Source organism: Campylobacter sp. CFSAN093233 (genome assembly GCF_011068165.1).
In the GTDB taxonomy this organism is placed as follows: domain Bacteria; phylum Campylobacterota; class Campylobacteria; order Campylobacterales; family Campylobacteraceae; genus Campylobacter_D; species Campylobacter_D jejuni.
Map to the genome: position 1 here is coordinate 153,744 of NZ_JAAMWY010000007.1, position 24,351 is coordinate 178,094.

A 24,351-nucleotide genomic window follows, 5' to 3' on the forward strand; every position below is an offset into this window, starting at 1 on the left:
GGAGTAAAAATGGGAAATGCAAGAGGTTTTTTAGATTTTAAAAGAATGGATTTTAAAAAAATTGCTCCTAAGGAAAGGGTTTTAAATTACAAAGAATTTACTATACCTTTGGATAAAAAAGAACAAGAAATTCAGGGCGGACGATGTATGGATTGTGGTGTAGCCTTTTGTCATACGGGTGTGATGAGCGAAGGAAAAGATGTGGGCTGTCCTTTAAACAATCTCATTCCTGAATGGAACGATCTTATTTATCGTTCTTTATGGAAAGAAGCTTATGAAAGACTTGATCTTACCAATCCTTTTCCTGAATTTACCGGTCGTGTTTGCCCTGCTCCTTGTGAGGATTCTTGTGTGTGTGCGATAAATGGCACAAGTGTGAGTATCAAAAATAATGAATTATCCATTATAGAAAATGCTTTTAAAGAAAATTTAGTAAGAGTAAATAAACCTAAGCAATACAATGGCAAAAAAATCGCTGTCATAGGAAGTGGGCCTGCTGGTCTTGCTTGTGCTAATACTTTAAATTCACTAGGTTATAAAGTAAGTGTTTTTGAAAGAAGTGATAAAATAGGCGGACTTTTGATGTATGGTATCCCTGATATGAAGCTTGATAAAAGTATAGTTCAAAGACGGGTGGATTTGCTTAAAAAAAATGGGATTGAGTTTAAAGTGAATGAAAATATAGACAGCAAAGATAAGGTTTCAAAACTTCTAAAAGAATTTGATGCTTTGGTGCTTTGTACAGGAGCAAGTAAGCCTATAGATCTTGATATAGAAGGTAGAAAGCTAAAAGGGGTTGAATTTGCCCTTGATTTTTTAACGCAAAATACCAAAACTTTGTTAAAAACAGGCAAGGGTGCAGATACGGCCAAAGGTAAAAATGTCTTGGTTATAGGAAGCGGGGATACAAGTGTGGATTGTATTGCTGTGGCGACAAGACAAGGGGCTAAATCTATAGTGCGTTTTGAAAGAAGTCCAAAAAGACCTTTGCAAAGAAGCCAAAACAATCCTTGGCCTTTAAAAGCTGACATTTTTACTACTGATTATGGTTTAGAAGAAGCCATTGCTGTATATGGCAAAGATCCTAGGGAATATCAAAAAATGACAAAGAAATTTTTAGGAAAAACTCATGTAGAATGTGTTGAAGCAAATGATTTAAAACGCGAGTTTAAAGAAGGCAAAGCTATAAATGTTGAAATTTCAAATTCTAAAAAAACTTATAAAGCGGATTTAGTGCTTTTAGCTATGGGTTTTAGCGGGTGCGAAGAAGCTATCGCTAAAAATTTTGGAGTGAAATTAGATGAGAAAAACAACATAAGCACAGAAAATTTCCAAACCACTCATAAAAAAATCTTTGCTTGTGGAGATGCTAGAAAAGGACAATCTTTAGTTGTTTGGGCTATAAAAGATGGTATAGAATGTGCTTTGAGTTTGCATCAAAATTTAGCAAAATAATCATAAAAGTTTAAAACTTTTTCGGTGGAGTTTGCAAATTCCAAATTTAGCTATAAATTCTTTATGAGCTTTTGTGCCATAGGCTTTGTTTTTTTCAAATTCATAACAAGGAAAGTCTTTAGCTAAGAAATTCATCACCCTATCTTTACTAACTTTTGCGAGTATGCTAGCTGCACTTACTTGCAAAATGCTAGTGTCGGCTTTGATTTGTGTTTTTATCCCGTTTATACCTAGGTTGGTGTTTCCATCATATAAGAAGTTATTTTCTGTTTTAAAATGCTTTTTTATAAGTTTTAAGCCTTTTTTTAAACAAGTGCTTAAGCCTAGTGCGTCGATTTGTTCTGAAGAAAAAGCAAGTATGAGATAGTTTGAATTTTTGATGATGATTTCATAAAGTTCTTCGCGTTTTTTTTCGCTTAGTTTTTTAGAATCACACAACCCATCAAGTTGTTTGTTCAGTTTGCAAGCTGCCATCATCATAGGACCTGCTAAAGCACCGCGTCCTGCTTCATCAATACCGATTAAATTTATATCAAATTCGTTTAAAAGTTCTTTTGTGTCAAATAAAGTTTTCAAATTTTTCTAAAAAGAAGGGTAAAAATGCCCTTTTATTCTACTGTGATATCATTTTTGATTTTTTCAAAAAGCTTATCACCTATGCCTTTAACTTTTTTAAGATCATCAATACTTGTAAAATTTGCTTCTTTGCGGTATTCTAAAATCGCTTTAGCCTTAGCTTCGCCAATACCATTTAAACTTTTTAATTCTTTTAGTGTTGCAGTGTTGATATTTACAGCACCAAAGAGAAAAGCTGTTAAAGCAAAAAATAAAAATAGTAATTTTTTCATTTTCTTATCCTTTTATTAAAAAATAATTATAATATTATCTTAAAAAGGATAAGAATTTCTTAACTTAACCCAAAAATTCGCGTTTAAAATACTCTTTTGGTGCTTTACATAAAGGACAGGCTGCTGGAGCTTTTTTGCCACGATGTATATGTCCGCATACTTCACAAACCCATAATTCTTCTACTTCACTATTAAAAAATTCTTCTTCTTCGAGCATTTTTTTAAGCGCTAGATATTCTCTTTCGTGTTCGATTTCTACTTTACCAATAGCTGTAAATAATCTCGCTATAGCCTTTTTGCCTTCATCTTCAGCGATTTTTGCAAAATTTGGATACATAGTTGTGTGCTCATAGTTTTCACCTTCTGCAGCAGTTACTAGGTTTTTTGTAGTTACTTCTAAAGGTTTGCCATCAACGATTTCATGATAAGCTTTAAATTCTGCTCTTGCATGCCATTTTTCATTTTCAGCCGCTTCTCTAAAATGTCTAGCAACCGCATGCCAACCTTCTTCTTCAGCCACATCAGCAAATAAATCGTATTTGTTTCTTGCCATAGATTCGCCTGCAAAAGCTTTCATTAAATTTACTGCAGTTAAATCTGTAGTGATACATTTCATTTCTTCACCACAACAACTAAGCTTACCTCCACCTACATTTTGAACTTCTACTTCATTACCACATTTTTGGCATTTATAGGTTTCATATTGTCTCATTTTGACTCCTTTTTTGATTATCAAAAAGCATTGTATTATAAAAAAATATTTTTGTCAATTAATAATTTTTATCATTTATGAAAATGTATATCAAAATAAATTTCACAAAAATTAAGCTTTGCTAAATATAATTTTAAAAAATTATTATCAGGAGTTACAATGAGAAGCGATGCGATAAAAAAAGGACATTTAAAAGCACCTAATCGTTCTTTACTTCGTGCTTGTGGTTTGAAAGATGAAGATTTTGACAAACCTTTTATAGGTGTAGCAAATAGCTATATAGACATAATCCCAGGACATTATTTTTTAAATGATTATGCTAAAATCATTAAAGATGAGATACGCAAAAATGGTTGTGTGCCTTTTGAGTTTAATACCATAGGTGTAGATGATGGTATAGCTATGGGACATGAAGGTATGCTTTATTCTTTACCAAGTCGTGAAATCATCGCAAATTCCATTGAAACAGTGATGAATGCTCATCAACTTGATGCTTTAATCTGTATTCCAAACTGCGATAAAATCACTCCTGGTATGTTAATGGGAGCTTTAAGAGTAAATGTTCCAACCATTTTTGTAAGTGGTGGACCTATGGCTTCAGGAGTAACCAAAAAAGGAGAAAAGATCAGTCTTAGCTCTGTTTTTGAAGCCGTAGGGGCTTATGAAGCCAAAAAAATTAGCGAAGAAGAATTTAAAGATATAGAATGTTCAGCCTGTCCAAGTGGTGGATCTTGCTCGGGAATGTTTACAGCAAATTCTATGAATACCTTATGCGAAGCTATGGGTATAGCACTAGAAGGTAATGGAACCATCTTAGCTTTAAGCAAAGAAAGAGAAGAGCTTTTAAGAAAAGCAGCGCGTCGTATTTGTGAAATCGCCTTAGATGAGCGTTTTAAAATTCGCAATATCATCACTCAAAAAGCCGTGCGTAATGCTATGGTAGTAGATATGGCAATGGGTGGAAGTAGCAATACTGTTTTACACATGCTTGCCATTTCGCGTGAAGCAGGGGTGGCACTAGATATTAAAGATTTAAATTTCATCTCAAGTAAAGTTGCACACATAGCAAAAATAGCCCCATCGCTAAATAGTGTTTATATGGATGATATTCATAAAGCAGGGGATGTGAGTGCAGTTATGGCTGAAATTTCAAGCAGACAAGGACATATTTTAGAACTTGATGCACTGACTATCACAGGAGAAAGTCTCGAAGAACGCTTAAAAAATGCTAAAATCAAAGATGAAAATATCATTCGCAAAGTAGACAATGCTTACTCAAAAGTAGGTGGACTTGCTATTTTGTTTGGAAATTTAGCTGAGCAAGGTTGTGTTATAAAAACCGCAGGAATAATCGGAGAAAGAAAATTTAAAGGCAAAGCTGTTTGTTTTAACTCTCAAGATGAAGCTATAAAAGGCATTATCAAAGGCAAGGTGAAAAAAGGAAATGTTTGTGTGATACGCTATGAAGGTCCAAAAGGTGGCCCTGGTATGCAAGAAATGTTAAGTCCTACTTCACTTTTAATGGGTATGGGTTTGGGTGCTGATGTAGCTTTAATCACCGATGGTCGTTTTAGTGGGGCTACAAGGGGTTTAAGCGTCGGTCATATTTCCCCTGAAGCAGCTGAAGGTGGTCTTATAGGACTTTTAAAAGATGGAGATGAAATAGAAATTGATGTAGATGCTTATACCATCCATGCAAATTTAAGCGAAGAAGAAATCACTCAACGCAAAAAAGAATTTGTATTGCCTCAAAAAGAAGTGCCTTCAAGATGGCTTAGAATGTATCAAAAACTTGTTAGCAATGCTAGTAAAGGTGCGGTTTTAGATATGGAATGAAAGGAAACCTTTCATTCTTCTATTTCTTTGGTTATACGATTTCTTATATCTCTACGAACTATTTCCATACCCCACAGCCAAACAATATGGCCAAAAATTTCAGATAGGTGTTCATCAAAAGGAATTTCACAAAGTGGTGGAACTTCTGCAATTAAAGGCATTACAATAACATGGGCAAAAAGATAAACAAAAAATCCAAAAACTGCACCTTTCAGTAGGTAAGCCTAGTTGTTCTAGAAAAATTTTAGGTGGAGTAACACGTTCTAAAGCATCTGCTGGCCAAAAAACATTGGGATTTCTTGGAGGAAAAGGTACTTCCCAACCCCATTTAACAATAGCTCCGAAAATACCCGCTAATATACCTATAAAAAAGGCTAAAGTATAGCGCTTTTGAAAGTATTTTTTCATAATAACTCCTTTATGTTTTATACAAAATAAAATTTGAATTTATAATATTTTTATTTAAAACATATTGAAAATAGGAGTATAAAAATCTTATTTAAATTTTAAAATATTCTCTTAAACTTTCGCAAATTTCAAAAAAATTCACCCCATCTATGGTAGGATTTTCTTTAAAAAACTCATGCATTCCTAAAAAACCACTTTCAAGTTCTTTAGACTTTACACCATAACTTATACTAAGTCCTGCTTCTATATAAGCAGCAATTTTATCGCAGTATTTAAGCGCCTTACCATCTATAGCACCAAATTCATTTTCATTAAAAGAGCTTAAACTTCCGCTGCAAAGCTCGATTTTAGCATTTTTATAAGTGCGATTTTCAAACTCATTTTTTACAAAATTTGACTCACCGTTTCTACCTTCTCTAATGCCTAAAATATAAGAAAACTCACCCCTTAAACCCTCAGGTACAAAGGGTAAAATTCTTTCATTAATAAGTTTCATTTCATAATCATTTATGATATCATGAAGTCCATCAATGCCGTATTTTACAGGGCTGATAATATCACGTGTTAAAGACTCTGGCAAATCATGAAACAAAGCACAATAAAAATTATTCTCAAGTCTTTTATCGCAAGCCTTGATTTTTAGTGAGTAAAAATATCCTAAAATCGCCACCACAAGCATATGTCCTAAAACCGCGGTTTCTGGTATGCGTGGAGTTTGAGCCCAACGTTTTTGAAAGCGAAGTCTTCCGCTAAGATCAATAATTTTGGCTATTTTTTGATTTAAAGCGATTTTTCTAGCTCCTATAAGCTCATAGTAATCTTCTAATTCTTCTTCAACTTTGTTTTTAATCTCATCAATATCATTTAAAAAAGCTGAGGTTTGATAAACTATGTTAAATTCCCATCTTGTAGCAAAATATGAAGCTGCTTTTAAGATAAGTCTTTCTTTAGCATAAGCATTACCATTTAAATACGCTTCAAAACGCTTTAGAAATTCCCCATCTTCTATATCTTCTATCATAGGTTCGATTTTGCTTAAAACCCAAGCATTAACTTCAGCTTTTTTTTGACGCACGATTTCATGATACACATCAGGGCGTATATCAGTTACCACAACACGACTTAAAAACTCAAAAATTCCCCCTTCTATAATCACTCTCATATCCACATCTTTTTCCATTTTAGCGATAAAATATGCGATGATGAATTTATGAGCTTGTTTGTCAAGTTCAACCAAATTTGCCATTCTTGGATAATCATTCCAACGACTGATAGAAGCGGCTTTAAAAATGTGTTCTATGAGTTTTATGTTTATCATGCTTTTGCCTTTTTGCAATTTAAATTTAAAAATTTTCGTTAAAATTGTGAAATTATAGCAAATTTAAGGATAAAAATGAGTAAAAAAGCACTTTGTATCATAAGTGGCGGTATGGATAGTACTTTGTGTGCTTATCTGGCCAAAAAAGAAGGTTATGAAATCATCGCTTTGCATTTTGACTATGAACAACGCACTCAAGAAAAAGAAAAAGAATGTTTTAAGCAAATTTGCAAGGCTTTAAAAGTAGAAAAATCTTATATTTTAGATGTGAGTTTTATCAAAGATATAGGGGGCAATGCCTTAACCGATAAAAGTATAGACATCCCTAAAAATGAGCTTTGTACAAGCGATACTCCACCTATCACTTATGTGCCTTTTCGCAATGGAATTTTCTTAAGTATAGCAGGATCTTTGGCTGAAAAGGAAAATTGTGAGAGTATTTTTATAGGGGTGGTAGAAGAAGATGGCAGTGGTTATCCTGACTGTACTGATGAGTTTATACAAAAGGCACAAGAATTTATCAATGAAGGTACGAGTAAGAATTTCAAAGTTTGTATAAAAACTCCGCTTGTTAGACTAAACAAAGCTAAAATTGTAGAACTAGCCTTAAAAGAAAATGTACCTTTAGAACTTACTTGGTCTTGTTATGAGAGTGAAGATGAAGCTTGTGGGGAGTGCGATAGTTGTTTGCTTCGTTTAAGAGGTTTTGAAAAAGCAGGATTTAAAGATAAGATTAAATATAAGTCCTAGTTTTCACTAGGACTTAAAGCTTAGTTTAAAGTATAAAGCTTGTTTGCTCCATCTTGATAAGAAAGAATATTGATTTTTCCATCTTTAAAGAAAATGCTTCTAGCATTAGTGATAGAGCTTGGGAAAGCGATAGTTTTCACTACTTCTTCTTTGACTGGATCAATTACGGCAATCACATTGTGATTTTTGCTAAGTGCATAAATTTCCCCATCTTTAAAAGTCATAGAAGTTACATAAAGATCGCCTAAAGTTTTACCTTCTTTAAGATTTGCTTTTGGAGTAAATTCTCCTGAAAGAACACGATCTTTTAAAGAAACTTTAGAGATTACAAAAGTTTTAGCGTCTTTGTTGTTTGGAACAGTTGCAAGATAAAGATAATTTCCATCTGTAGTCATACTTGCTACATGGTTAAATTTTGCTCTTACGGTATCAAGTCTTCCGCGACCTAAACTTTCGCCTTGACCTTTAAATTTATCATTGCCTTTTACAAAGTCAGCGTATTGTTTAGCGATATCTTCTTCACTTGCATTAGGATTTTTTGCAAATCTTAAGAAAGATTTGTTTGAGCCCATAAGAATGAATTTATCGTTCATATAAGGTATGATACCGATGATTGGATCGATAGAAGCTGAAAAATAAGGATCAAGTTCAAAACCTTCTTTAACGCTAAAATTATTATCTAAGAAAGCTACATCCCATTTAGAACTTGCTACAAATTCGTTATTGATATAATCAAGAGTATTGATGGCTTTGTCAAAATTTATAGTTTGTTCATTTATGATTTTAAGCTCATCATTGATTTTTGCAAATGGAGCATTGTTGATATCATTATCAAATTTTATGCCAAGTTTTTCACTTGCAGGTGCAAAAGCATAATCAGGAGCTTTAACATCGCGTTTTCCTAAGAAAGAAATATTTTGCCATAAACCATTCCAACCTTCTTTACTCCAAATGATGTATTTTGGATTTAAACTAAATCTTACAGGATCGCCTTGTCCTACATAAGGAGGAATACCTGTGCTAACAAAGGCTTGGAAAACATTTGATGCTACGATGATAGCACTGATTAAAACTGCTGCAAAGCTAAATTTAGTATATTTTCTAAACTTTTCTCCATTTAGTTCAGCTTCAAAAGCATTAAATTTAGGAGCAAAAGCAAAAATCACACCTAAGAGCAATACAACAGCCCAAAATACTACTTCAGCCCAAAAATAAGTATGGATACCAAAAACTGCTAAACCAAAACCTTGATCTAAATCTCTATGAGCGTGATTACCATAGTGAGCAAAAGATTGATAAAGCCCTACTGCTGTCATGATTAAAAGAGCAGCAAGGTATTTACCTTTCATACCATAACGAACAATGAAAAGCGCCATTACACCGATAAAGATCATTGCTTCTCTTTGTCCCCAGCAAAGCGTGCAAGGACTATCGCCCAACATATAACCAAATATCAAATTTGCAATACCTACAGGCAAGAGTATAATCAAAAAGCCTGCTAAACACATTAGTGTGTAGAAATTTTTTGTTTTATTGATTTCGTTCATTTAGCCCTTCCTTACAGATTCATTATTGTTAATAGTGCGCCTGTTTTGTGGCCAACATAGAAAAAAACCATTAAAAGCCAAGCTACCATTACCAAACCAAAAGCCAAATTTTCTTTTTCTGGTTTTTTGATAATCAGTATCAAGGCGATTAAAACTAATAAAAGTTCAAGAAACTCCATAGTATCTCCTTTGAAATAAAAACTGCTAATTTTACTTGAAAAACATAAATTAAAAATAAAATTTTTATTGAAATTTCACGTTAAGTTAAATTAACGTGAAAAAAGTTACTGAAAGCTACTTAATTTTTCGGAGAGTTTAGAGGCACCATTTAGAACATTTTGAGAGATATTATTGATTTCACATGATAAATCTTTAACAGAATTTGCAAGTTCGTTAACTTTATCTATATTTGTTCCTAAGATAAGCATTTTATCTTTTACTTCCATGCTTTTATCTTTCATGGTTTGGGTTGATTCTATAGAGCTTTCCAATTTATGCATAGAATTTACAAGTTCTTGTTGTAAATCATTGGTTTTTGAAGAGGTTTCTTTCATAGAATCATGGATAAGATCCATTAAGGCTTTGTTGTCATTGATTTGTTGGACTATAGTATTAACAGTAGCATTGATGTTTAAAAGAGATTTACTTGTTTTATCAGCAAGCTGTCCAACTTCATCGGCTACAACAGCAAATCCACGCCCATGTTCGCCTGCTCTTGCAGCTTCGATAGCTGCATTTAGGGCAAGTAAATTAGTTTGATCAGCTATGTCTTTAATGGAGTTTGTGATTTCTATAATATTATCCGCACTTTGGGTTAGATTGTCCATATTGGCTACTATATTTTGTTCTTTTTCATTGTTTTCATTTATTAAATTTACAAGTTCAGATAGAGTAAGTTCTACTTTATCCATTAGTATGTGCATATCTTGCATATTTTCTATACTTTCTTGTGCTAAATTTCCCGCAAGATTGATATGATCATCTAAAACATGAGTGATTTCTTTAACTCCTTGAATTTGTTCATGTTGCGAATTAGAGCTGTTTTCAAGCATCATAGAGTTGTTTTTGAGTTTTTGTGAATTTTGATGACTTGATTTAGCATTTTCTATGGCTTCTATGATTGAGTTTTGAACGGTGGAAATAAATGAATTAATATATTGAGCACTTTGTCCAAGCTCACTTTTTGGATCTATATTTAAACGAGAGTGTAGATTGGCTTCTTTGCTAGCTAAATTAGCGCTTAGTTTTTCTAAAGTATGAATTGGCATGATGACTTTTTTTAGTGTTAATAAAATAAAAAATACAAATAATACAAGAGTAATTCCAAATACTGCTAAAGCGATATAAAATTTAAATAAATTAGATTGTTCTATAGTATTTTGGGTAAAAGTGTTAAGTTGTTTTAACTCTTTCATGAGAGAATTATTCTCATAAATAGAAGAATTATCTTGCATAATAGAAATTTGCTTTACAATCATGTTATAGTGTTTTAAAAAAAGTTGTAAATTTTCACTTTTTGTATCATTTTTGATTTCTTTCATAAGATTGTTGAGTTGATTTAGTGTTGTTTTTTGTAAAATATTTTCAGTTGAAAGAACGCTTAACATAGAACTCATTGTTTTATAGTTGTTTTTATTTGTTTCATGGTTTTGTTCCAATTCTTCAAAATAATTTTTAGCTAGTTCAAATAAATAAAGTTTTGAATTTACTGCTATGGAATTTGCGGATTTAAAATAATTAAGCTGGATTAGTTTGGCATTAAAAATTTCTTCTGCTTTGTTTATGTCAATCCCAAAAGTTTTAAGTTTTGTAAAGTTTTCTTGCATTTTTTTTATCGCTTGAACACTTGGATCGTAGTTGATAAAATTAAAACTATTTTGAAAAACAGAATTGATTTTTTCATCTGAAATTTCTAGTTGTTGAACTATGTTTATCAATTCTTTATTATCTTTAGATGAAGAATAGTTATTAAAAATAATACCTAATAAAACAAGAATGAAAGCTAAAACTAGTGTAGATAAAATAATAAATTTTATCAAAAATGAACTTTTTTTATTTGTCATGATATTCTCCTGTTAAGCTTTCTAAGAATGCAACTATATTGTCAACTGTTTCTTGATCTAAAAATTTTCCTAGTTGATAGTAAGCCATAAACTGAACACAAGCATCTAAAGTAGGTATAGATCCATCATGAAAATAAGGTGCGGTTTTGGCTATATTTCTAAGACTAGGAACTTTAAATATCATTTTATCAGCTTCTCTTTTTGTGATTTCATAGCGCCCTAAATCTTCTTGGTTTGGGTATTCTTCAAAAATACCGATTTTTTGAAACATATTCCCACCTATATTTTGACCTTGATGACAAGAGATGCAGCCATTAGCTTTAAAATCTTCGTAACCTTTTTTAGCTTGAGTTGAAATAGCATTTTGATCCCCGCTAAGATAGCGATCAAAAGGAGAATTTGGGGTGATTAAGGTTTTTTCAAATTCAGCAACTGCAAGAGCTATGTTTTCTACTGTAACTTCTCCATAAAGTTTTTTAAAAGTTTTTACATAATTTTCATTTGAATTAACTTTTTGTAAAAGAAGTTCAGGACTTAGCCCCATTTCTTTTGGATTGAAAAAAGGTCCCATAGCTTGTTCTGTTAAATCTTTAGCTCTGCCATTCCAAAATTGCACAAAATTAAACACAGAATTAAAGGTTGTAGGAGTGTTAAAGGGTTTATCGAGTTGATTATCAACTCCTATTGAAAATTCAAGCCCATCAACACCGTGTTGATCAAGCCTATGGCAAGTATTGCACGAAACTTTTCCATCTTTAGATAAACTTTTATCCATATAAAGACTTTTTCCAAGTTCAGCTTTTTCTTTATCATAAGAGATGGAATTTGGAATAGGGGTTATCATATCTACTGCAAAGACTATATTTGCATAAGATAAACATAAAATCATTATTATTTTTTTCATGATAAATTTTTGCCTTAATTTAAGTTTTTAAAATGCCATTATAGTATAATTTTAGTAAATTATTTAATAATTGATATTTTTTATTTTATTACAAAGTTCTCCTAAATTTTCTATAACGCAACGTACTTTATCTCCTGATTTTAAAAAAGTAGGTGGATTTAACCCCATACCTACTCCACTAGGAGTTCCCATAGATATAATACTTCCAGCTTTTAAAAGCATGCCTGCACTAAGTTCTTCTAAGACATAAGCAATATCAAAAATAAACAATTGAGTGTTAGAGTTTTGGCGTAGTTCATCATTGACATAGCTTTGAAGTTGGAGTTTAGGAGGATAAGAAATTTCATCTACGCTTGTGATATAAGGTCCCATTATAGTGCTACCTTCAAGACTTTTTGCTCGGTAGAATTGTTTGTGGCGTTTTTGAAGTTCGCGAGCTGAAATTTCATTGATAATAGTATAGCCAAAGATATAATCTTTTGCATCTTTAGCTTTGATTTTATAAGCATCTTTACTTAAAATAAATGCAAGCTCACATTCATAATCAAGCTGAGAAGTTACATCTGCATGTAAAGGTATATCGCCAAAAGGTGGTGTAGCTTGATTGCAACGTTTTCCAAAATATACAGGATATTCTCTTTCTTCAAATTTTTCACCCTTAAATTTGGCAGATTCTTTGGCATGATCTAAAAAATTAATCCCAAGACATATAATATCTTGACGAGGTTCTATAATAGGGGCTAGATAATTTTCTTGTGGAATTTCATAGGCTATTTTAGAATCCAAGTCTGTAAGTTTGTGTTTAAATTTATCAAAATGGATAATAAATTCATTCATATCATTAGTTTCAATGCCAAGATCATCAAAACTTACAATTTTTCCACTAGAATTTAGTACTCCTAGATTGGGTTTTTGACCCTGTATAAAATTAACAAATTTCATTTGGAAAATCTCGCTTTTTTATTTAATTATACTTAAAGTTTTAGCAAGAATTATTTTTTTGTTTTAAAATTTAGTAAAAAAGTGATTGATTGTAGCGTAGTGAAACATCATTTTATTTTATAGAATTGTTGAAAATTTCTTTTATGTTTATTTTTGAGTTGATATTAAAATTTTGATTTTTATATTGAAATTTCAAACGATAAGAATGCAAACACAAACGCAAGGCACCTGTAAGTTTTAAGCGTTCTTTGGGGGTTAATTTTTCATCTAAAATACTTTCGATTTGTTCTTTGCTAAGTCCATAAAGTGGATCGCCTAAAATGGTATGGTTTTTATAGTGTAAATGCACTCTTATTTGGTGTTGTCTGCCTGTTAAGGGTTTGCAGAGTAAAAGAGTAGCGTTGATTTTAGGAAAGTATTCTAAAATTTCAAACTCAGTGATAGCTTGTTTTCCTTCCTTACAAATTTGCATCCTTGTTTTTACATCATCGTAGTTTTTGGCTAAATTTATGGCTTTATCAATTATAAAATTTTCTTCTATTTTTCCGTTAGCTAGAGCAAGGTATTCTTTTTGAACCAGTTTTTTTTCAAACAAAGCTTTAAGATCAATTTGAGCTTTTTTATTTTTGGCTACAAGTATAAGTCCGCTCGTTTCTTTATCAAGTCTGTGTGCTACGCAAGCTTCTTTTCCCCAAAGATGCCAAATTTCATCACTAAGACTGTATTTACAATGTCTACCATTTGGATGACTTAAGATCCCACTTTCTTTTTCAAGTATGGCAAAGTCTTCATTTTCAAAGACAATTTCTACTCCTTTGGGATTGTTTTCATAGACTATAAGCTCTACTAAACCATTTAAAATTTCATTCTTTTCTTCTACTAAAATTCCATCACAAAAAAGTCTTTTTTTGTCTATGAGTTTTTGTGCTTCATTTATGCTAATTTTTAAATTTTCCATAAGGACTTGAAATGCCTTTTTTCCATTATTTGAGAGTTTTATTTTTATGTAAGCCATTTAATAACTTTCTTAGGATAATTTGATATAATTTCTGTTTTTTAAAATATAAAATTATAGCTAAAAAGGTTTCAAAGATGGTTGAAAGATATAGCAGAGAAATCATGGCTAAAAAATGGGACATGCAAGCAAAATACGATGCGTGGTTAAAAGTAGAATTAGCCGCTGTAAAAGCTTGGAATAAACTCGGTCTCATTAATGACACAGACTGCGAAAAAATTCTTAAAAATGCAAAATTTGATATTGCAAGAATAGACGAAATAGAAAAAACCACAAAACATGATGTTATAGCTTTTCTTACAAGTGTAAGTGAAAGTTTGGGAGAAGAGAGTCGTTTTGTGCATTATGCAATGACAAGTTCTGATTGTATAGATACAGCTGTTGCTTTACAGATAAAAGAGAGTTTGGAGCTTATTTTAGAAGATGTTTCTTTGCTTTTAGAAGCGATCAAAAAGCGTGCTTTGGAGCATAAAAACACCTTAATGGTAGGAAGAAGTCATGGAATTCATGGAGAACCTATTACTTTTGGTTTGGTGTTAGCCATTTGGTATGATGAAATTTCGCATGCAAAAGAGCTTTTAGAACATGCAAAAGAAGTGATAAGCTATGGAAAAATCAGCGGTGCAATGGGAAATTTTGCTCATGCTCCTTTAGAATTTGAAGAAGAAGTTTGTAAAAATTTAGGTCTTAAGGCCGCTCCTGTTTCAAATCAAGTGATCCAAAGAGATCGTTATGCTCAGGTTATTTCTGCTATTGCGATTTTAGCTTCAAGTTGTGAGCAAATCGCTGTAGCCATAAGACATTTTCAAAGAACTGAAGTTTATGAGGCTGAGGAGTATTTTAGTGTAGGACAAAAAGGAAGTTCAGCTATGCCACATAAAAGAAATCCTGTTTTAAGTGAAAATATCACAGGACTTTGTCGTGTGCTTAGATCTTTTGTAACTCCAGCTTTGGAAAATGTTGCACTTTGGCATGAAAGAGATATATCTCATTCTAGTGTTGAAAGATTTATTTTGCCTGATGCTTTTATCACGGCTGATTTTATGCTTATGCGTCTTACAAATTTGATTGATAAGCTTTTAGTTTATCCTGAAAATATGATGAAAAATTTAAATCTTACAGGCGGGCTTGTATTTTCAGGGAGGGTGCTTTTAGAGCTTCCATTTAAAGGCATTAGTCGTGAAGAAGCTTATAAAATAGTTCAAAGAAACGCTATGAAAGTTTGGGCAGATTTGCAAAATGGCAAGGCTGCTATCAATGAAAAAAATGAAAGTTTGTTTTTGTTAGCGCTTTTAAGCGATGAAGATTTAAGAAAAAGTTTGAGCGAAGAGGATGTAAGAAAATGTTTCGATTATAACTACTATACAAAAAATGTTGATGTAATTTTTAAAAGAACATTTAAATAAAAAGCAAGGAAGGCAATGAAAGTTATTAAAAGAAATGGTCGTACAGAAGAATTGGATGTTTCTAAGATCAAAAAATGCACCTCTGATGCTGTAAAAGATTTAGAGGGTGTGAATTTAAGCGAACTTGAACTCGATGCAAAGATTCAATTTCGCGATGGAATTTCAACTGAAGAAATTCAAAAAACTTTAATTAAAACTGCAGTAGATAAGATAGATATTGATTGTCCAAATTGGACCTTTGTTGCAGCTAGACTTTTTTTATTTGATTTATATAAAAAAGTTAATGGTATGAATCGCTATAATCATTTGTGTGAGTATTTTGAAAAAGGTGAAAAAGAAGGAAGAATTTTACTTGGTCTTAAAGAAAAATACGATTTAGATGATTTAAATGCTTATATTAAACCTGAACGCGATATGCAATTTACTTATCTTGGTATTAAAACTTTATATGATAGATACTTGATTAAAGATAGTAAAGGTATGCCTATAGAACTTCCTCAGCAAATGTTTATGGCCATTGCGATGTTTTTAGCGCAGAATGAATTTAATCCTCAAGAATGGGCGAAGAAATTTTACGATCTTATTTCTAAATTTGAACTCATGCTTGCAACTCCGACTTTATCTAATGCAAGAACAACACGCCATCAGCTTAGCTCTTGTTATATAGGATCAACCCCTGATAATATTGAAGGTATTTTTGATTCTTATCAAGAAATGGCTTTACTTTCTAAATTTGGTGGTGGTATAGGTTGGGATTGGTCTAAAGTGCGTGCTATGGGTGGAAGCATAGATGGGCATAAAAATGCCGCAGGAGGGATTATACCTTTCTTGAAAATTACTAATGATATTGCCGTGGCAGTAGATCAACTAGGAACCAGAAAAGGGGCTATAGCCGTTTATATAGAACCTTGGCACATGGATATAAGTGATTTTATCGATTTGCGTAAAAATTCAGGCGAAGAAAGACGCCGTGCTCATGAACTTTTCCCTGCTTTATGGATCAATGATCTTTTTATGAAGAGAGTAAGAGCTAATGATAAATGGACTCTTTTTGATCCTGCAGATACAGCGGATTTGTGTGATTTATATGGCGAGGCTTTTGAAAAACGCTATGAAGAATATGAAAAAGATGAAAGCATTACCAAAGAAATCGTAGAAGCTAAAGAGCTTTGGAAGAAAATTTTGCTAAATTATTTTGAAACAGGCTTGCCATTTTTATGCTTTAAAGATAGTGCTAACAGAGCAAATCCAAATGCTCATGTAGGAATTATTAGAAGTTCAAATTTATGTACTGAAATTTTTCAAAATACCGAGCCAAATTATTATCAAATCAAAGTAGTTTTTGAAAATGGAGATGAGCTTCATTTTGATGAAGAACAAAAAGTTGTGATCGATGGGGGATATGAAAAACCAGCCAAAAAAATCTCAACTTTAGATAGTATTGATGGTAATAAAGTTTATATAGTGGAAAAATATAAAAATGATGGAAAAACAGCCGTTTGTAATTTAGCAAGTATAAATCTTAGCAAAGTGTATACTAAAGAAGATATAGAGCGTGTTGTGCCAACGGCTATTCGTATGCTTGATAATGTGATAGATTTAAATTTTTATCCTCATAGAAAAGTAAAAGATACAAATTTAAAATCTCGCGCCATAGGTCTTGGAGTCATGGGTGAGGCACAAATGCTTGCTGAGGCTAAGATTTATTGGGGAAGCGATGAGCATTTAAATAAAATCGATGAGATTATGGAACAAATTAGCTTTGAGGCTATTAATGCGAGTTCAAATTTAGCTCTTGAAAAAGGTTCTTATGAAGATTTTGAAGGATCAAATTGGAGCAAGGGGATTTTTCCTATTGATGTAGCAAGTCCTAAGGCTAAAGCTTTAACTTTAAGAGAGGGCTTATTTGATCAAAGTGAATGCGACTGGGTTAAACTTAGAGAAAAAGTTAAAAAAGATGGTATGAGAAATGGTTATTTGATGGCCATTGCACCTACTTCTTCTATTTCTATTTTGGTGGGTACTACGCAGACTATAGAACCTGTTTACAAAAGAAAGTGGTTTGAACAAAATTTAAGTGGTATGATACCTGTTGTTGTGCCAAATTTAAGCCTTGATACTTGGCAATACTATACTCCAGCCTACGAACTTGATCAAAAAATTCTTGTAAAGGCTGCTGCTGTGCGTGGTAAATGGATCGATCAAGGGCAGAGTTTAAATATCTTTTTATCGCTTGATAAAGCAAGTGGGGGATATTTAAATGAAATTTATCAACTCGCTTGGGAGCTTGGAGTAAAATCTACTTATTATCTAAGAAGCGAAAGCCCTGATAGTGAAAAAGTCAATGTTGCAGATCGTAGCATAGAATGTGAAGGTTGCCAATAAATACTAAAACCCAATGAAAAATATTGGGTTTTAAGAGATTAAGAATTGTAAATTTCTTTATCTAGGGCTTTTAGATTTTTTGCAGTACAAAGTGCCGAAGTCATAGCTCCTGAGACATTACTTGCTGTTCTTGCCATATCTATAATAGGATCTATAGCTAAAATCAAACTTAACATGACAAAATTATTACCAAATCCAATCCCTGCTAGCATAATAGAAGCTGCCATAGTTGCACTTCCAGGTACTCCAGCTATACCCAAGGATCCAATAACAGCTACCAAAACTATCATTAAAGCAAATGTAAAATCAATATGTGTATGTGTAGCAAAAGCTACAAAAACTGCCGCTAAAGCTGGAAAATATCCCGCACAACCATTAAGTCCTGTTGTTGTACCTATAGATGCTACAAAATTAGCTATAGCTGAATTAACTCCAAATTTATTTTGCAAAGTTGAAGTAGTCATAGGCAAAGTGCCCAAAGAAGATCTTGAGCTAAATGCAAATAACCATACAGGAAATGCTTTTTTTGCATATTTTATAGGGTTTAGCCCTTGTGAAGCAAGAAGTAAAAAATGCACCCCGAACATTATTAACATAGCTATATAAATAAGCATTATAAAAAGTCCAGCTGTTTTGATAGCTTCAAAACCATTGCTTAAAAGCACATTAGCCATCATACAAACTACAGCATAAGGCATAAATCTAATCACTGTAGCAGTCATGTTCATCATAATATTATAAAAGGTTAGGATAAAATTATGAAAACTTTTAAAGGCTTGTTCACACTCTTCTTTTTTAGAAATTTTTTTAGCACTAATTCCTATAAAAAAGGAAAAAATGACAATAGCTATAATATTTTCTTTATTAATAGCTGTAATGATGTTGCTAGGTATTAGCCCTAGTATAATATTTGAAAAAGTTTGAATTTCGCGAATTTGTTTATCTCCTTCATGTATGGCAAAATTACTTCCTAAATCAAAACTATAACCTAAAAATATACCCAAGGTTGCAGCTATGGCTGTGCTAAAGAGTATCCAAAAAAGACTTATTCCAAGCAAGGAGGATATTTTGATATTTTTATCAATTTCTATAATTACTTTTATAATGCAAATGCTTACAAGAGGAACAACTAGCATTTTTATAAAAGCTACAAAAACAGAACTTACAAATGCAAACCAATGTTTTGTTTCACTATACCAAAGAATATTACTTGCTTCTTCAGCATCTGGAAAATTTGCCAAATATTGCAAAACAAAACCAAACCCCAAACCCATTAAAAGCGCAAATAGCATGCGAAGAGAAAAATTGATTTTTATATCCCGCATTTTTTTTAATGCGTAAAAAACAACACAAAGCATAGTAAGAGTAGCTATAGTATGAGCTTGTGAAAGCATTAGAAAATCTTGAAAAAATTGTTTATCCATAAAAAGTCCTTATAAGAAACTATAATCAAGCACAAGGTATATGAAAATATACTTGCATAAAGCTTGATTTTATAAATGGTAACATAAAAATATTTTAAATAAGATAAAATTAGTATGATTTATTCTATATCTTTATGTAGGCAATGTTCAAATATAAATTTGTGTTCTTGTGGTAAGGCTTCAAATAAAGCATTTGCTAAATTTCTAATCTCCCAAAGAGCTGATTTTGAACTACGCAAAGAAATGAAATTCTGCAAACTTCTTGCATTAATCGTTAGTGTAAGTTCAGTTTTATAGCTTTCTGGTAAGCAGTATTTGGCTATATCTAGACTAATGCTTTTTTGTAAAATAGTGCGTAAATTTTCTAAGGCTTTAATGCTTGCGTTATCAACCTCTTCATTACCACAAAGCACAAGATAACGGCTTGCATTTTCAAAATCTCCTATTTTAAATTCAGCTTCATTGCGAAGTTCTTTTAAGGTATAACGCGTGCTTTTTACACTAGGACTAGTGTGACGGTGTCTTGCAACTTCTTGTAAGCAAGCTCTTGAAATTCCTTGTATATAAAAAGTATAGTTTAGATGTTCTAAGGTTGAAGCGTGTTTGAATTTGTTGCCCACGCGATCGATAAGTTCTTTATCTTTTTCGCCACCGCAATCGCCTTTTTCAAAGCTTTGCCAACAAGTTCTTGTTGCATGAGAACAAACAGATAATGGAGTGTGAAAAAGTAAAGTGATTTGCATGCTTATTCCTTTTTTGATAAAAATATTTTTTGTAATTCTTGCATTTTTTACTTAAAATTCTAATGAAATAAAAAGTTTTATCAAGCTATAATTAGATAAAAAAATAAGGCTTATTATCAATGAAACAAACAAAATATATTTTTGTAACAGGTGGAGTTTTAAGTTCTTTGGGTAAAGGGATAGCCGCTGCTTCTATCGCAACACTTTTAAAAAATTCAGGGCTTAAAGTGAGTATTTTAAAAGCTGATCCTTATATCAATGTTGATCCAGGCACTATGAGTCCTTTTGAGCATGGAGAGGTTTTTGTAACTGATGATGGAGCAGAAACGGATCTTGATTTGGGGCATTATGAGCGTTTTTTGGATGAGAGTTTATCTCAAGATAATAACTTCACTACAGGACGGGTTTATCAAAGTGTGATTGAAAAAGAAAGGCGTGGAGAATATCTTGGCAAAACCATTCAAGTTATCCCTCATATAGTAGGAGAAATCAAAGATCGCATTAAAAAAGCAGGAGAAGGTAAAGATATACTTATCGTTGAAATAGGCGGAACTGTTGGGGATATAGAAGGCTTGCCTTTTTTAGAAGCTATTCGTGCTTTGCGTTTGGAAGTGGGTAAAAATAATGCTATGAATATTCATCTTACTCTAGTACCTTTTATTAAGGCTGCAGGGGAATTAAAAACAAAGCCAACTCAACATAGTGTAGGCGAGTTAAGACGCATAGGCATTAGTCCTGATATGATTATTTGTCGTAGTGAAAAAGCTCTTGATAGAGATTTAAAAGATAAAATTGCTATTTCTTGCGGGGTGGAAAAAAATTGCGTGATAGAAAGTGTTGATGCGGCTAGTATTTATCAAATTCCACTTAATTTTTTAAAGCAAGATATTTTAAGCCCTATTGCTGAAATTTTGGATTTGAAAAATTTAAAACCTAATATGGAAAATTGGGACTCTTTGGTAAAAAGAGTTATAGCTCCAAGCAATGAAGTTAAAATCGCTTTTGTAGGCAAATATGTGGATTTAAAAGAAAGTTATAAAAGCCTTACTGAAGCTATTATACACGCAGGTGCAGCCCTAGATACTAAAGTGGAGTTAAAATGGGTAGATAGTGAAAAACTTGAAAATATGGAAAGTGCTGAAGTATTTAAAGATGTGAGTGGAATTTTGGTTGCTGGGGGATTTGGATATCGTGGTGTAGAAGGTAAGATAAAAGCCATTCAATACGCAAGAGAAAATAAAATTCCTTTTTTAGGAATTTGTTTAGGTATGCAGCTTGCTTTGGTGGAATTTGCTAGAAATGTATTAAAACTTAAAGATACAAATTCAAGTGAATTTAATGAAAAATGCCAAAATCCTGTGGTTTATTTGATTGATGAATTTATGGATACAAATGGAGAAAAACAAATTCGTACTGCAAAAACTCCTTTAGGTGGAACTATGCGTTTAGGGGCTTATAAATGTGATATCAAGGAAAAATCCCTTTTGGCTAAGGTTTATAATGAAGTAAAGAGTGTAAAAGAACGCCATCGTCATCGCTATGAAGCAAATCCAAAATATAGAGCAGATTTTGAAAAACACGGTTTGATTGTAAGTGGTGAAAGCAAAGGATTGATTGAAGCAGTTGAGCTTAACTGTCATCCTTTTTTCTTGGCTGTACAGTTTCATCCAGAATTTACATCAAGACTTGAGCATGTTAATCCTGTGATTTGCAGTTTTATCAAGGCAGCTATAAACTATGAAGATAATTAATAAAAATGAAATTAAAAAAATTTTAGCTTCACGCTTTGAAAAAGATTTGCATACCAAACTTTGTGATCTGCCTTTGCCATGCTGTTTAAAGGATGCATATAAAGCAGCTAATCGCATCAAAGAAGCTGTAGAAAAAAATGAGAAAGTCGCCATAGTAGGAGATTATGATGTTGATGGAATCATTTCTTGTGTTATTATGGCAGAATTTTTCGATGATATAGGTTTTGATTATATTATAAGAATTCCGAATCGTTTTAAAGATGGATATGGATTAAATGCTGAGATCATCAACGAACTTGATGTAAATTTAATAATAACAGTAGATAATGGAATAGCTGCTCTTGAAGCAGCCAAACTCTGTAAAGAAAAAAATATAGATTTGATTATCACTGATCATCATATGCCTCAAGATGTTTTACCTGATGCTTTTGCCATTATCAATCCAAAGCAAAAAGATTGTGATTTTCCAGAAATTGAAATTTGTGGAGCTCAAGTCGCATGGTATTTGATAGCGGCTTTAAAAGAGGTGTGCAAGCTTAAATATGACATGTGTAAATTTTTAGAACTTTTGGCGATTGCAATTGTTGCAGATATGATGGAACTTAGAGATTTAAATCGTGCTTTAGTAAGGCGTGGTATAGATCATATTAACAAATCTAAAAGGGCTGCTTTTAGGGCTATTAAGCATTATTATCAAAAGGATAAATTTGCTCTTGATAATATAGGATTTTTAATTGCTCCGCTTATAAATAGTGCTGGAAGAATGGATGATGCAAGTATTTCTTATGAATTTTTACACACTAAAGATTTTAATAAAGCTTTAGAATATCTAGAGCAAATTGTTAGTTTTAATGAAAGTCGTAAAGATGAAGAAAAACAGCTTTTTGAAGATAGTTTAAATCAAATCGATGAAAACGATTCTTGTATTGTGGTATCGGGTTTAAATTGGCATGAAGGTGTTTTAGGGATTGTGGCAAGTCGTTTAGCTAAACATTTTAATAAACCTGCTTTTGTATTTTCTCAAAATGAAGAACACTTAAAAGGCAGCGCAAGAAGTGTTGGCAAGATTGATATTTTAGCTTTAATTTCTAAGACAAATTCTATATTAAGCAATTATGGTGGTCATAAAGGTGCTGCTGGAATCAGTTTAAACTCTGAAAATTTTGAACAATTTAAAAATAAAATCAAAAAAGAATGTTCGCAAATTTCTGAAAGTGAATTTTTGGATACAGATGAAATTTTAGGAATCTTAGAACCTAGCGAAATTGATTTTGAAATGCTTGAAATTTTAGAATCTTTTGAACCTTTTGGACATAAAAATCCACGACCTTTTTTTGTTTTAGAAAATCTTTGTGTAAAAAATAAAAAACTTCTAGGTAAAGATGAAAAACACTTAAAGCTTATTTTAACCAAGGAAAATAAAACCATAGAAGCTTTATTTTTTAATTTTGATAAAGAGCCAGAATTGAATCAAAATATTTCTTTGCTTGGAAGTATTTCTAAGAATGAATTTAGAGGATTAGTAACTCCACAATTTGTTATTAAAGAAATTTTATAAAATTTATAAAATTTTTATTTATTATTTATTAATATTATATAAGTTTCATTAATGAAACGAATTTTAACAAAATAAGGGGAGAATTGTGAAAAAGTTACTATTGTGTGTATTAGTATTTTTATCTATAGGAGCATGTATGGCAGAAGCTAAACCAAAGATTGCTATTTTAGCAACAGGTGGAACGATAGCAGGTTCTATTGATAGTGCTGTTACCACAACAGGTTATACAGCTGGGGTTGTTGGTGTAGATGTTTTAATCAAAGCAGTTCCACAAATTCAAGATTTAGCTAATATTAGCGGGGAACAAATAGCAAATATCGATAGTTCAAATATGCGTGATGAAATTTGGCTAAAGCTTGCTAAAGAAATCAATAAGCTTTTTGCCGAAGGGGTGGATGGTGTGGTTATAACTCATGGTACTGACACTATGGAAGAAACTGCTTATTTTTTAAATTTAACCATTAAAAGTGATAAGCCTGTAATTTTAGTTGGCGCTATGCGTCCATCAACTGCTATAAGTGCAGATGGACCAAAAAATCTTTACAATGCTGTAGCATTAGCTGCTGATAAAGAGTCTAAGGGCAAGGGTGTTATGGTAGCTATAAATGATAAAATTTTAAGCGCTAGAGGCGTAGTAAAAACTCATAGTTTAAATGTTGATGCTTTCTCTTCTCCTGATTTTGGGGATTTGGGTTATATAGTAGATGGTAAAGTCTTTTTCTATAATAATGTTACTAAAGCTCACACAAAAAACGCTCCTTTTGATGTAAGCAAACTCACAAGTTTGCCAAAAGTAGATATTCTTTATAGCTATTCAAATGATGGTAGTGGTGTCGCTGCAAAAGCTTTATTTGAACATGGAGCTAAGGGCATAGTTGTTGCAGGAAGTGGAGCAGGAAGTATACACAAAAATCAAAAAGATGTTTTAAAAGAGCTTTTAAAAAAAGGGCTTAAGGTTGTTGTAAGTTCAAGGGTTGTAGCAGGTTGTGTTGCTGTGAGTGATTCAGATGAAAAATTAGGTTTTATTAGTGCTGAAGATTTAAATCCTCAAAAAGCAAGAGTTTTACTTATGTTAGCACTTACAAAAACAAGTGATCCTAAAAAAATCCAAGAGTATTTTTTAAAATATTAAAATTTTTTAAATATTTCTAAACTTAGGGAACTTATCTTCCCTAAGTCAAGCCTTTCAATCCTATTAATAGTATATTATATCTTGTATTTTTTATTATCATTTAAATTCCCCGCCCCCATTTTTAAACCCACCAAATACTTATATAAATACTTAC

General features: G+C 32.1%; 20 protein-coding genes and 1 pseudogene. 8 read left to right on the top strand and 13 right to left on the bottom strand.

Annotated elements, in window-relative coordinates:
• Positions 1-9: 9 nt before the first annotated feature.
• Positions 10-1,455: a glutamate synthase subunit beta gene (locus tag FBF15_RS07130; protein ID WP_002868986.1), complete on the top strand. Its 1,446-nt coding sequence runs from the start codon at positions 10-12 to the stop codon at positions 1,453-1,455.
• Here FBF15_RS07130 and FBF15_RS07135 read toward each other — a convergent pair whose 3' ends face one another.
• From FBF15_RS07135 to FBF15_RS07145, 3 genes are all read right to left on the bottom strand, one after another.
• Positions 1,456-2,031: a ribonuclease HII gene (locus FBF15_RS07135; RefSeq protein ID WP_002853153.1), complete on the bottom strand. Its 576-nt coding sequence runs from the start codon at positions 2,029-2,031 to the stop codon at positions 1,456-1,458.
• A gap of 32 nt (positions 2,032-2,063) precedes the next feature.
• The gene (locus FBF15_RS07140; protein WP_002855574.1) at positions 2,064-2,303 is read right to left on the bottom strand and encodes a ComEA family DNA-binding protein; all 240 of its coding nucleotides are present in this window, start codon (positions 2,301-2,303) and stop codon (positions 2,064-2,066) included.
• 64 nt (positions 2,304-2,367) lie between these two features.
• Positions 2,368-3,015, bottom strand: a complete 648-nt coding sequence (locus FBF15_RS07145; RefSeq protein ID WP_002853081.1) for a ferritin family protein — start codon at positions 3,013-3,015, stop codon at positions 2,368-2,370.
• A 159-nt stretch (positions 3,016-3,174) separates the two neighbouring features.
• Between FBF15_RS07145 and ilvD the strand changes: the two genes are divergently transcribed.
• Positions 3,175-4,851, top strand: coding sequence for a dihydroxy-acid dehydratase (gene ilvD / locus FBF15_RS07150; RefSeq protein WP_165434618.1), 1,677 nt, complete (start codon positions 3,175-3,177; stop codon positions 4,849-4,851).
• A gap of 11 nt (positions 4,852-4,862) precedes the next feature.
• On the opposite strand, the pseudogene FBF15_RS07155 reads toward ilvD, so the two are convergent.
• Positions 4,863-5,259 (bottom strand): annotated as a pseudogene (locus tag FBF15_RS07155) (DUF1440 domain-containing protein).
• 91 nt (positions 5,260-5,350) lie between these two features.
• On the bottom strand, positions 5,351-6,577 hold the full coding sequence (locus FBF15_RS07160) for an HD domain-containing protein (protein WP_038816757.1): 1,227 nt from the start codon (positions 6,575-6,577) through the stop codon (positions 5,351-5,353).
• A 75-nt stretch (positions 6,578-6,652) separates the two neighbouring features.
• Here FBF15_RS07160 and queC point away from each other — a divergent pair, with 75 nt between their 5' ends.
• On the top strand, positions 6,653-7,327 hold the full coding sequence (queC, locus tag FBF15_RS07165) for a 7-cyano-7-deazaguanine synthase QueC (RefSeq protein WP_002779268.1): 675 nt from the start codon (positions 6,653-6,655) through the stop codon (positions 7,325-7,327).
• A gap of 20 nt (positions 7,328-7,347) precedes the next feature.
• Here queC and dsbI read toward each other — a convergent pair whose 3' ends face one another.
• The 6 genes from dsbI to FBF15_RS07195 form a co-directional block, all read right to left on the bottom strand.
• Positions 7,348-8,874, bottom strand: a complete 1,527-nt coding sequence (gene dsbI / locus FBF15_RS07170) for a disulfide bond formation protein DsbI (RefSeq protein ID WP_165434619.1) — start codon at positions 8,872-8,874, stop codon at positions 7,348-7,350.
• An 11-nt stretch (positions 8,875-8,885) separates the two neighbouring features.
• Positions 8,886-9,053, bottom strand: coding sequence for a disulfide bond formation protein Dba (dba, locus tag FBF15_RS07175; RefSeq protein WP_002779270.1), 168 nt, complete (start codon positions 9,051-9,053; stop codon positions 8,886-8,888).
• A 105-nt stretch (positions 9,054-9,158) separates the two neighbouring features.
• A complete protein-coding gene (locus FBF15_RS07180; RefSeq protein ID WP_002865311.1) occupies positions 9,159-10,937 on the bottom strand; it encodes a methyl-accepting chemotaxis protein in 1,779 nt (592 codons plus the stop codon).
• Complete coding sequence (locus FBF15_RS07185) at positions 10,927-11,841, bottom strand: cytochrome-c peroxidase (RefSeq protein ID WP_002868317.1); 915 nt, start codon at positions 11,839-11,841, stop codon at positions 10,927-10,929. Before FBF15_RS07185 ends, FBF15_RS07180 begins: the two co-directional genes overlap by 11 nt.
• Before the next feature lie 63 nt (positions 11,842-11,904).
• Positions 11,905-12,783: a fumarylacetoacetate hydrolase family protein gene (locus tag FBF15_RS07190; RefSeq protein ID WP_002857697.1), complete on the bottom strand. Its 879-nt coding sequence runs from the start codon at positions 12,781-12,783 to the stop codon at positions 11,905-11,907.
• Between the two features lie 112 nt (positions 12,784-12,895).
• Entirely contained in the window at positions 12,896-13,798 is a 903-nt protein-coding gene (locus tag FBF15_RS07195; RefSeq protein WP_002877921.1) for an RluA family pseudouridine synthase, read from the bottom strand.
• Between the two features lie 77 nt (positions 13,799-13,875).
• Between FBF15_RS07195 and purB the strand changes: the two genes are divergently transcribed.
• The gene (gene purB / locus FBF15_RS07200) at positions 13,876-15,204 is read left to right on the top strand and encodes an adenylosuccinate lyase (protein ID WP_165434620.1); all 1,329 of its coding nucleotides are present in this window, start codon (positions 13,876-13,878) and stop codon (positions 15,202-15,204) included.
• Between the two features lie 15 nt (positions 15,205-15,219).
• The gene (locus tag FBF15_RS07205; protein WP_002867496.1) at positions 15,220-17,589 is read left to right on the top strand and encodes a ribonucleoside-diphosphate reductase subunit alpha; all 2,370 of its coding nucleotides are present in this window, start codon (positions 15,220-15,222) and stop codon (positions 17,587-17,589) included.
• A gap of 38 nt (positions 17,590-17,627) precedes the next feature.
• On the opposite strand, the gene FBF15_RS07210 is transcribed toward FBF15_RS07205, so the two are convergent.
• Positions 17,628-19,013 carry a cation:dicarboxylase symporter family transporter gene (locus FBF15_RS07210; protein ID WP_002934812.1) on the bottom strand — a complete coding sequence of 462 codons (1,386 nt, stop codon included), beginning with the start codon at positions 19,011-19,013 and terminating at the stop codon, positions 17,628-17,630.
• Between the two features lie 119 nt (positions 19,014-19,132).
• On the bottom strand, positions 19,133-19,756 hold the full coding sequence (gene thyX / locus FBF15_RS07215) for an FAD-dependent thymidylate synthase (RefSeq protein WP_002853111.1): 624 nt from the start codon (positions 19,754-19,756) through the stop codon (positions 19,133-19,135).
• A gap of 119 nt (positions 19,757-19,875) precedes the next feature.
• Here thyX and FBF15_RS07220 point away from each other — a divergent pair, with 119 nt between their 5' ends.
• The 3 genes from FBF15_RS07220 (at position 19,876) to FBF15_RS07230 (ending at position 24,197) form a co-directional block, all read left to right on the top strand.
• Positions 19,876-21,507 (top strand): CTP synthase, encoded by a 1,632-nt coding sequence (locus FBF15_RS07220; protein ID WP_038816762.1) that lies wholly within the window; start codon positions 19,876-19,878, stop codon positions 21,505-21,507.
• Entirely contained in the window at positions 21,494-23,065 is a 1,572-nt protein-coding gene (recJ, locus tag FBF15_RS07225; protein ID WP_052773697.1) for a single-stranded-DNA-specific exonuclease RecJ, read from the top strand. The genes FBF15_RS07220 and recJ overlap by 14 nt, the downstream gene beginning before the upstream one ends.
• A 100-nt stretch (positions 23,066-23,165) precedes the next feature.
• Positions 23,166-24,197 (top strand): type II asparaginase, encoded by a 1,032-nt coding sequence (locus FBF15_RS07230; protein WP_207307117.1) that lies wholly within the window; start codon positions 23,166-23,168, stop codon positions 24,195-24,197.
• The last annotated feature ends 154 nt before the right edge of the window (positions 24,198-24,351 follow it).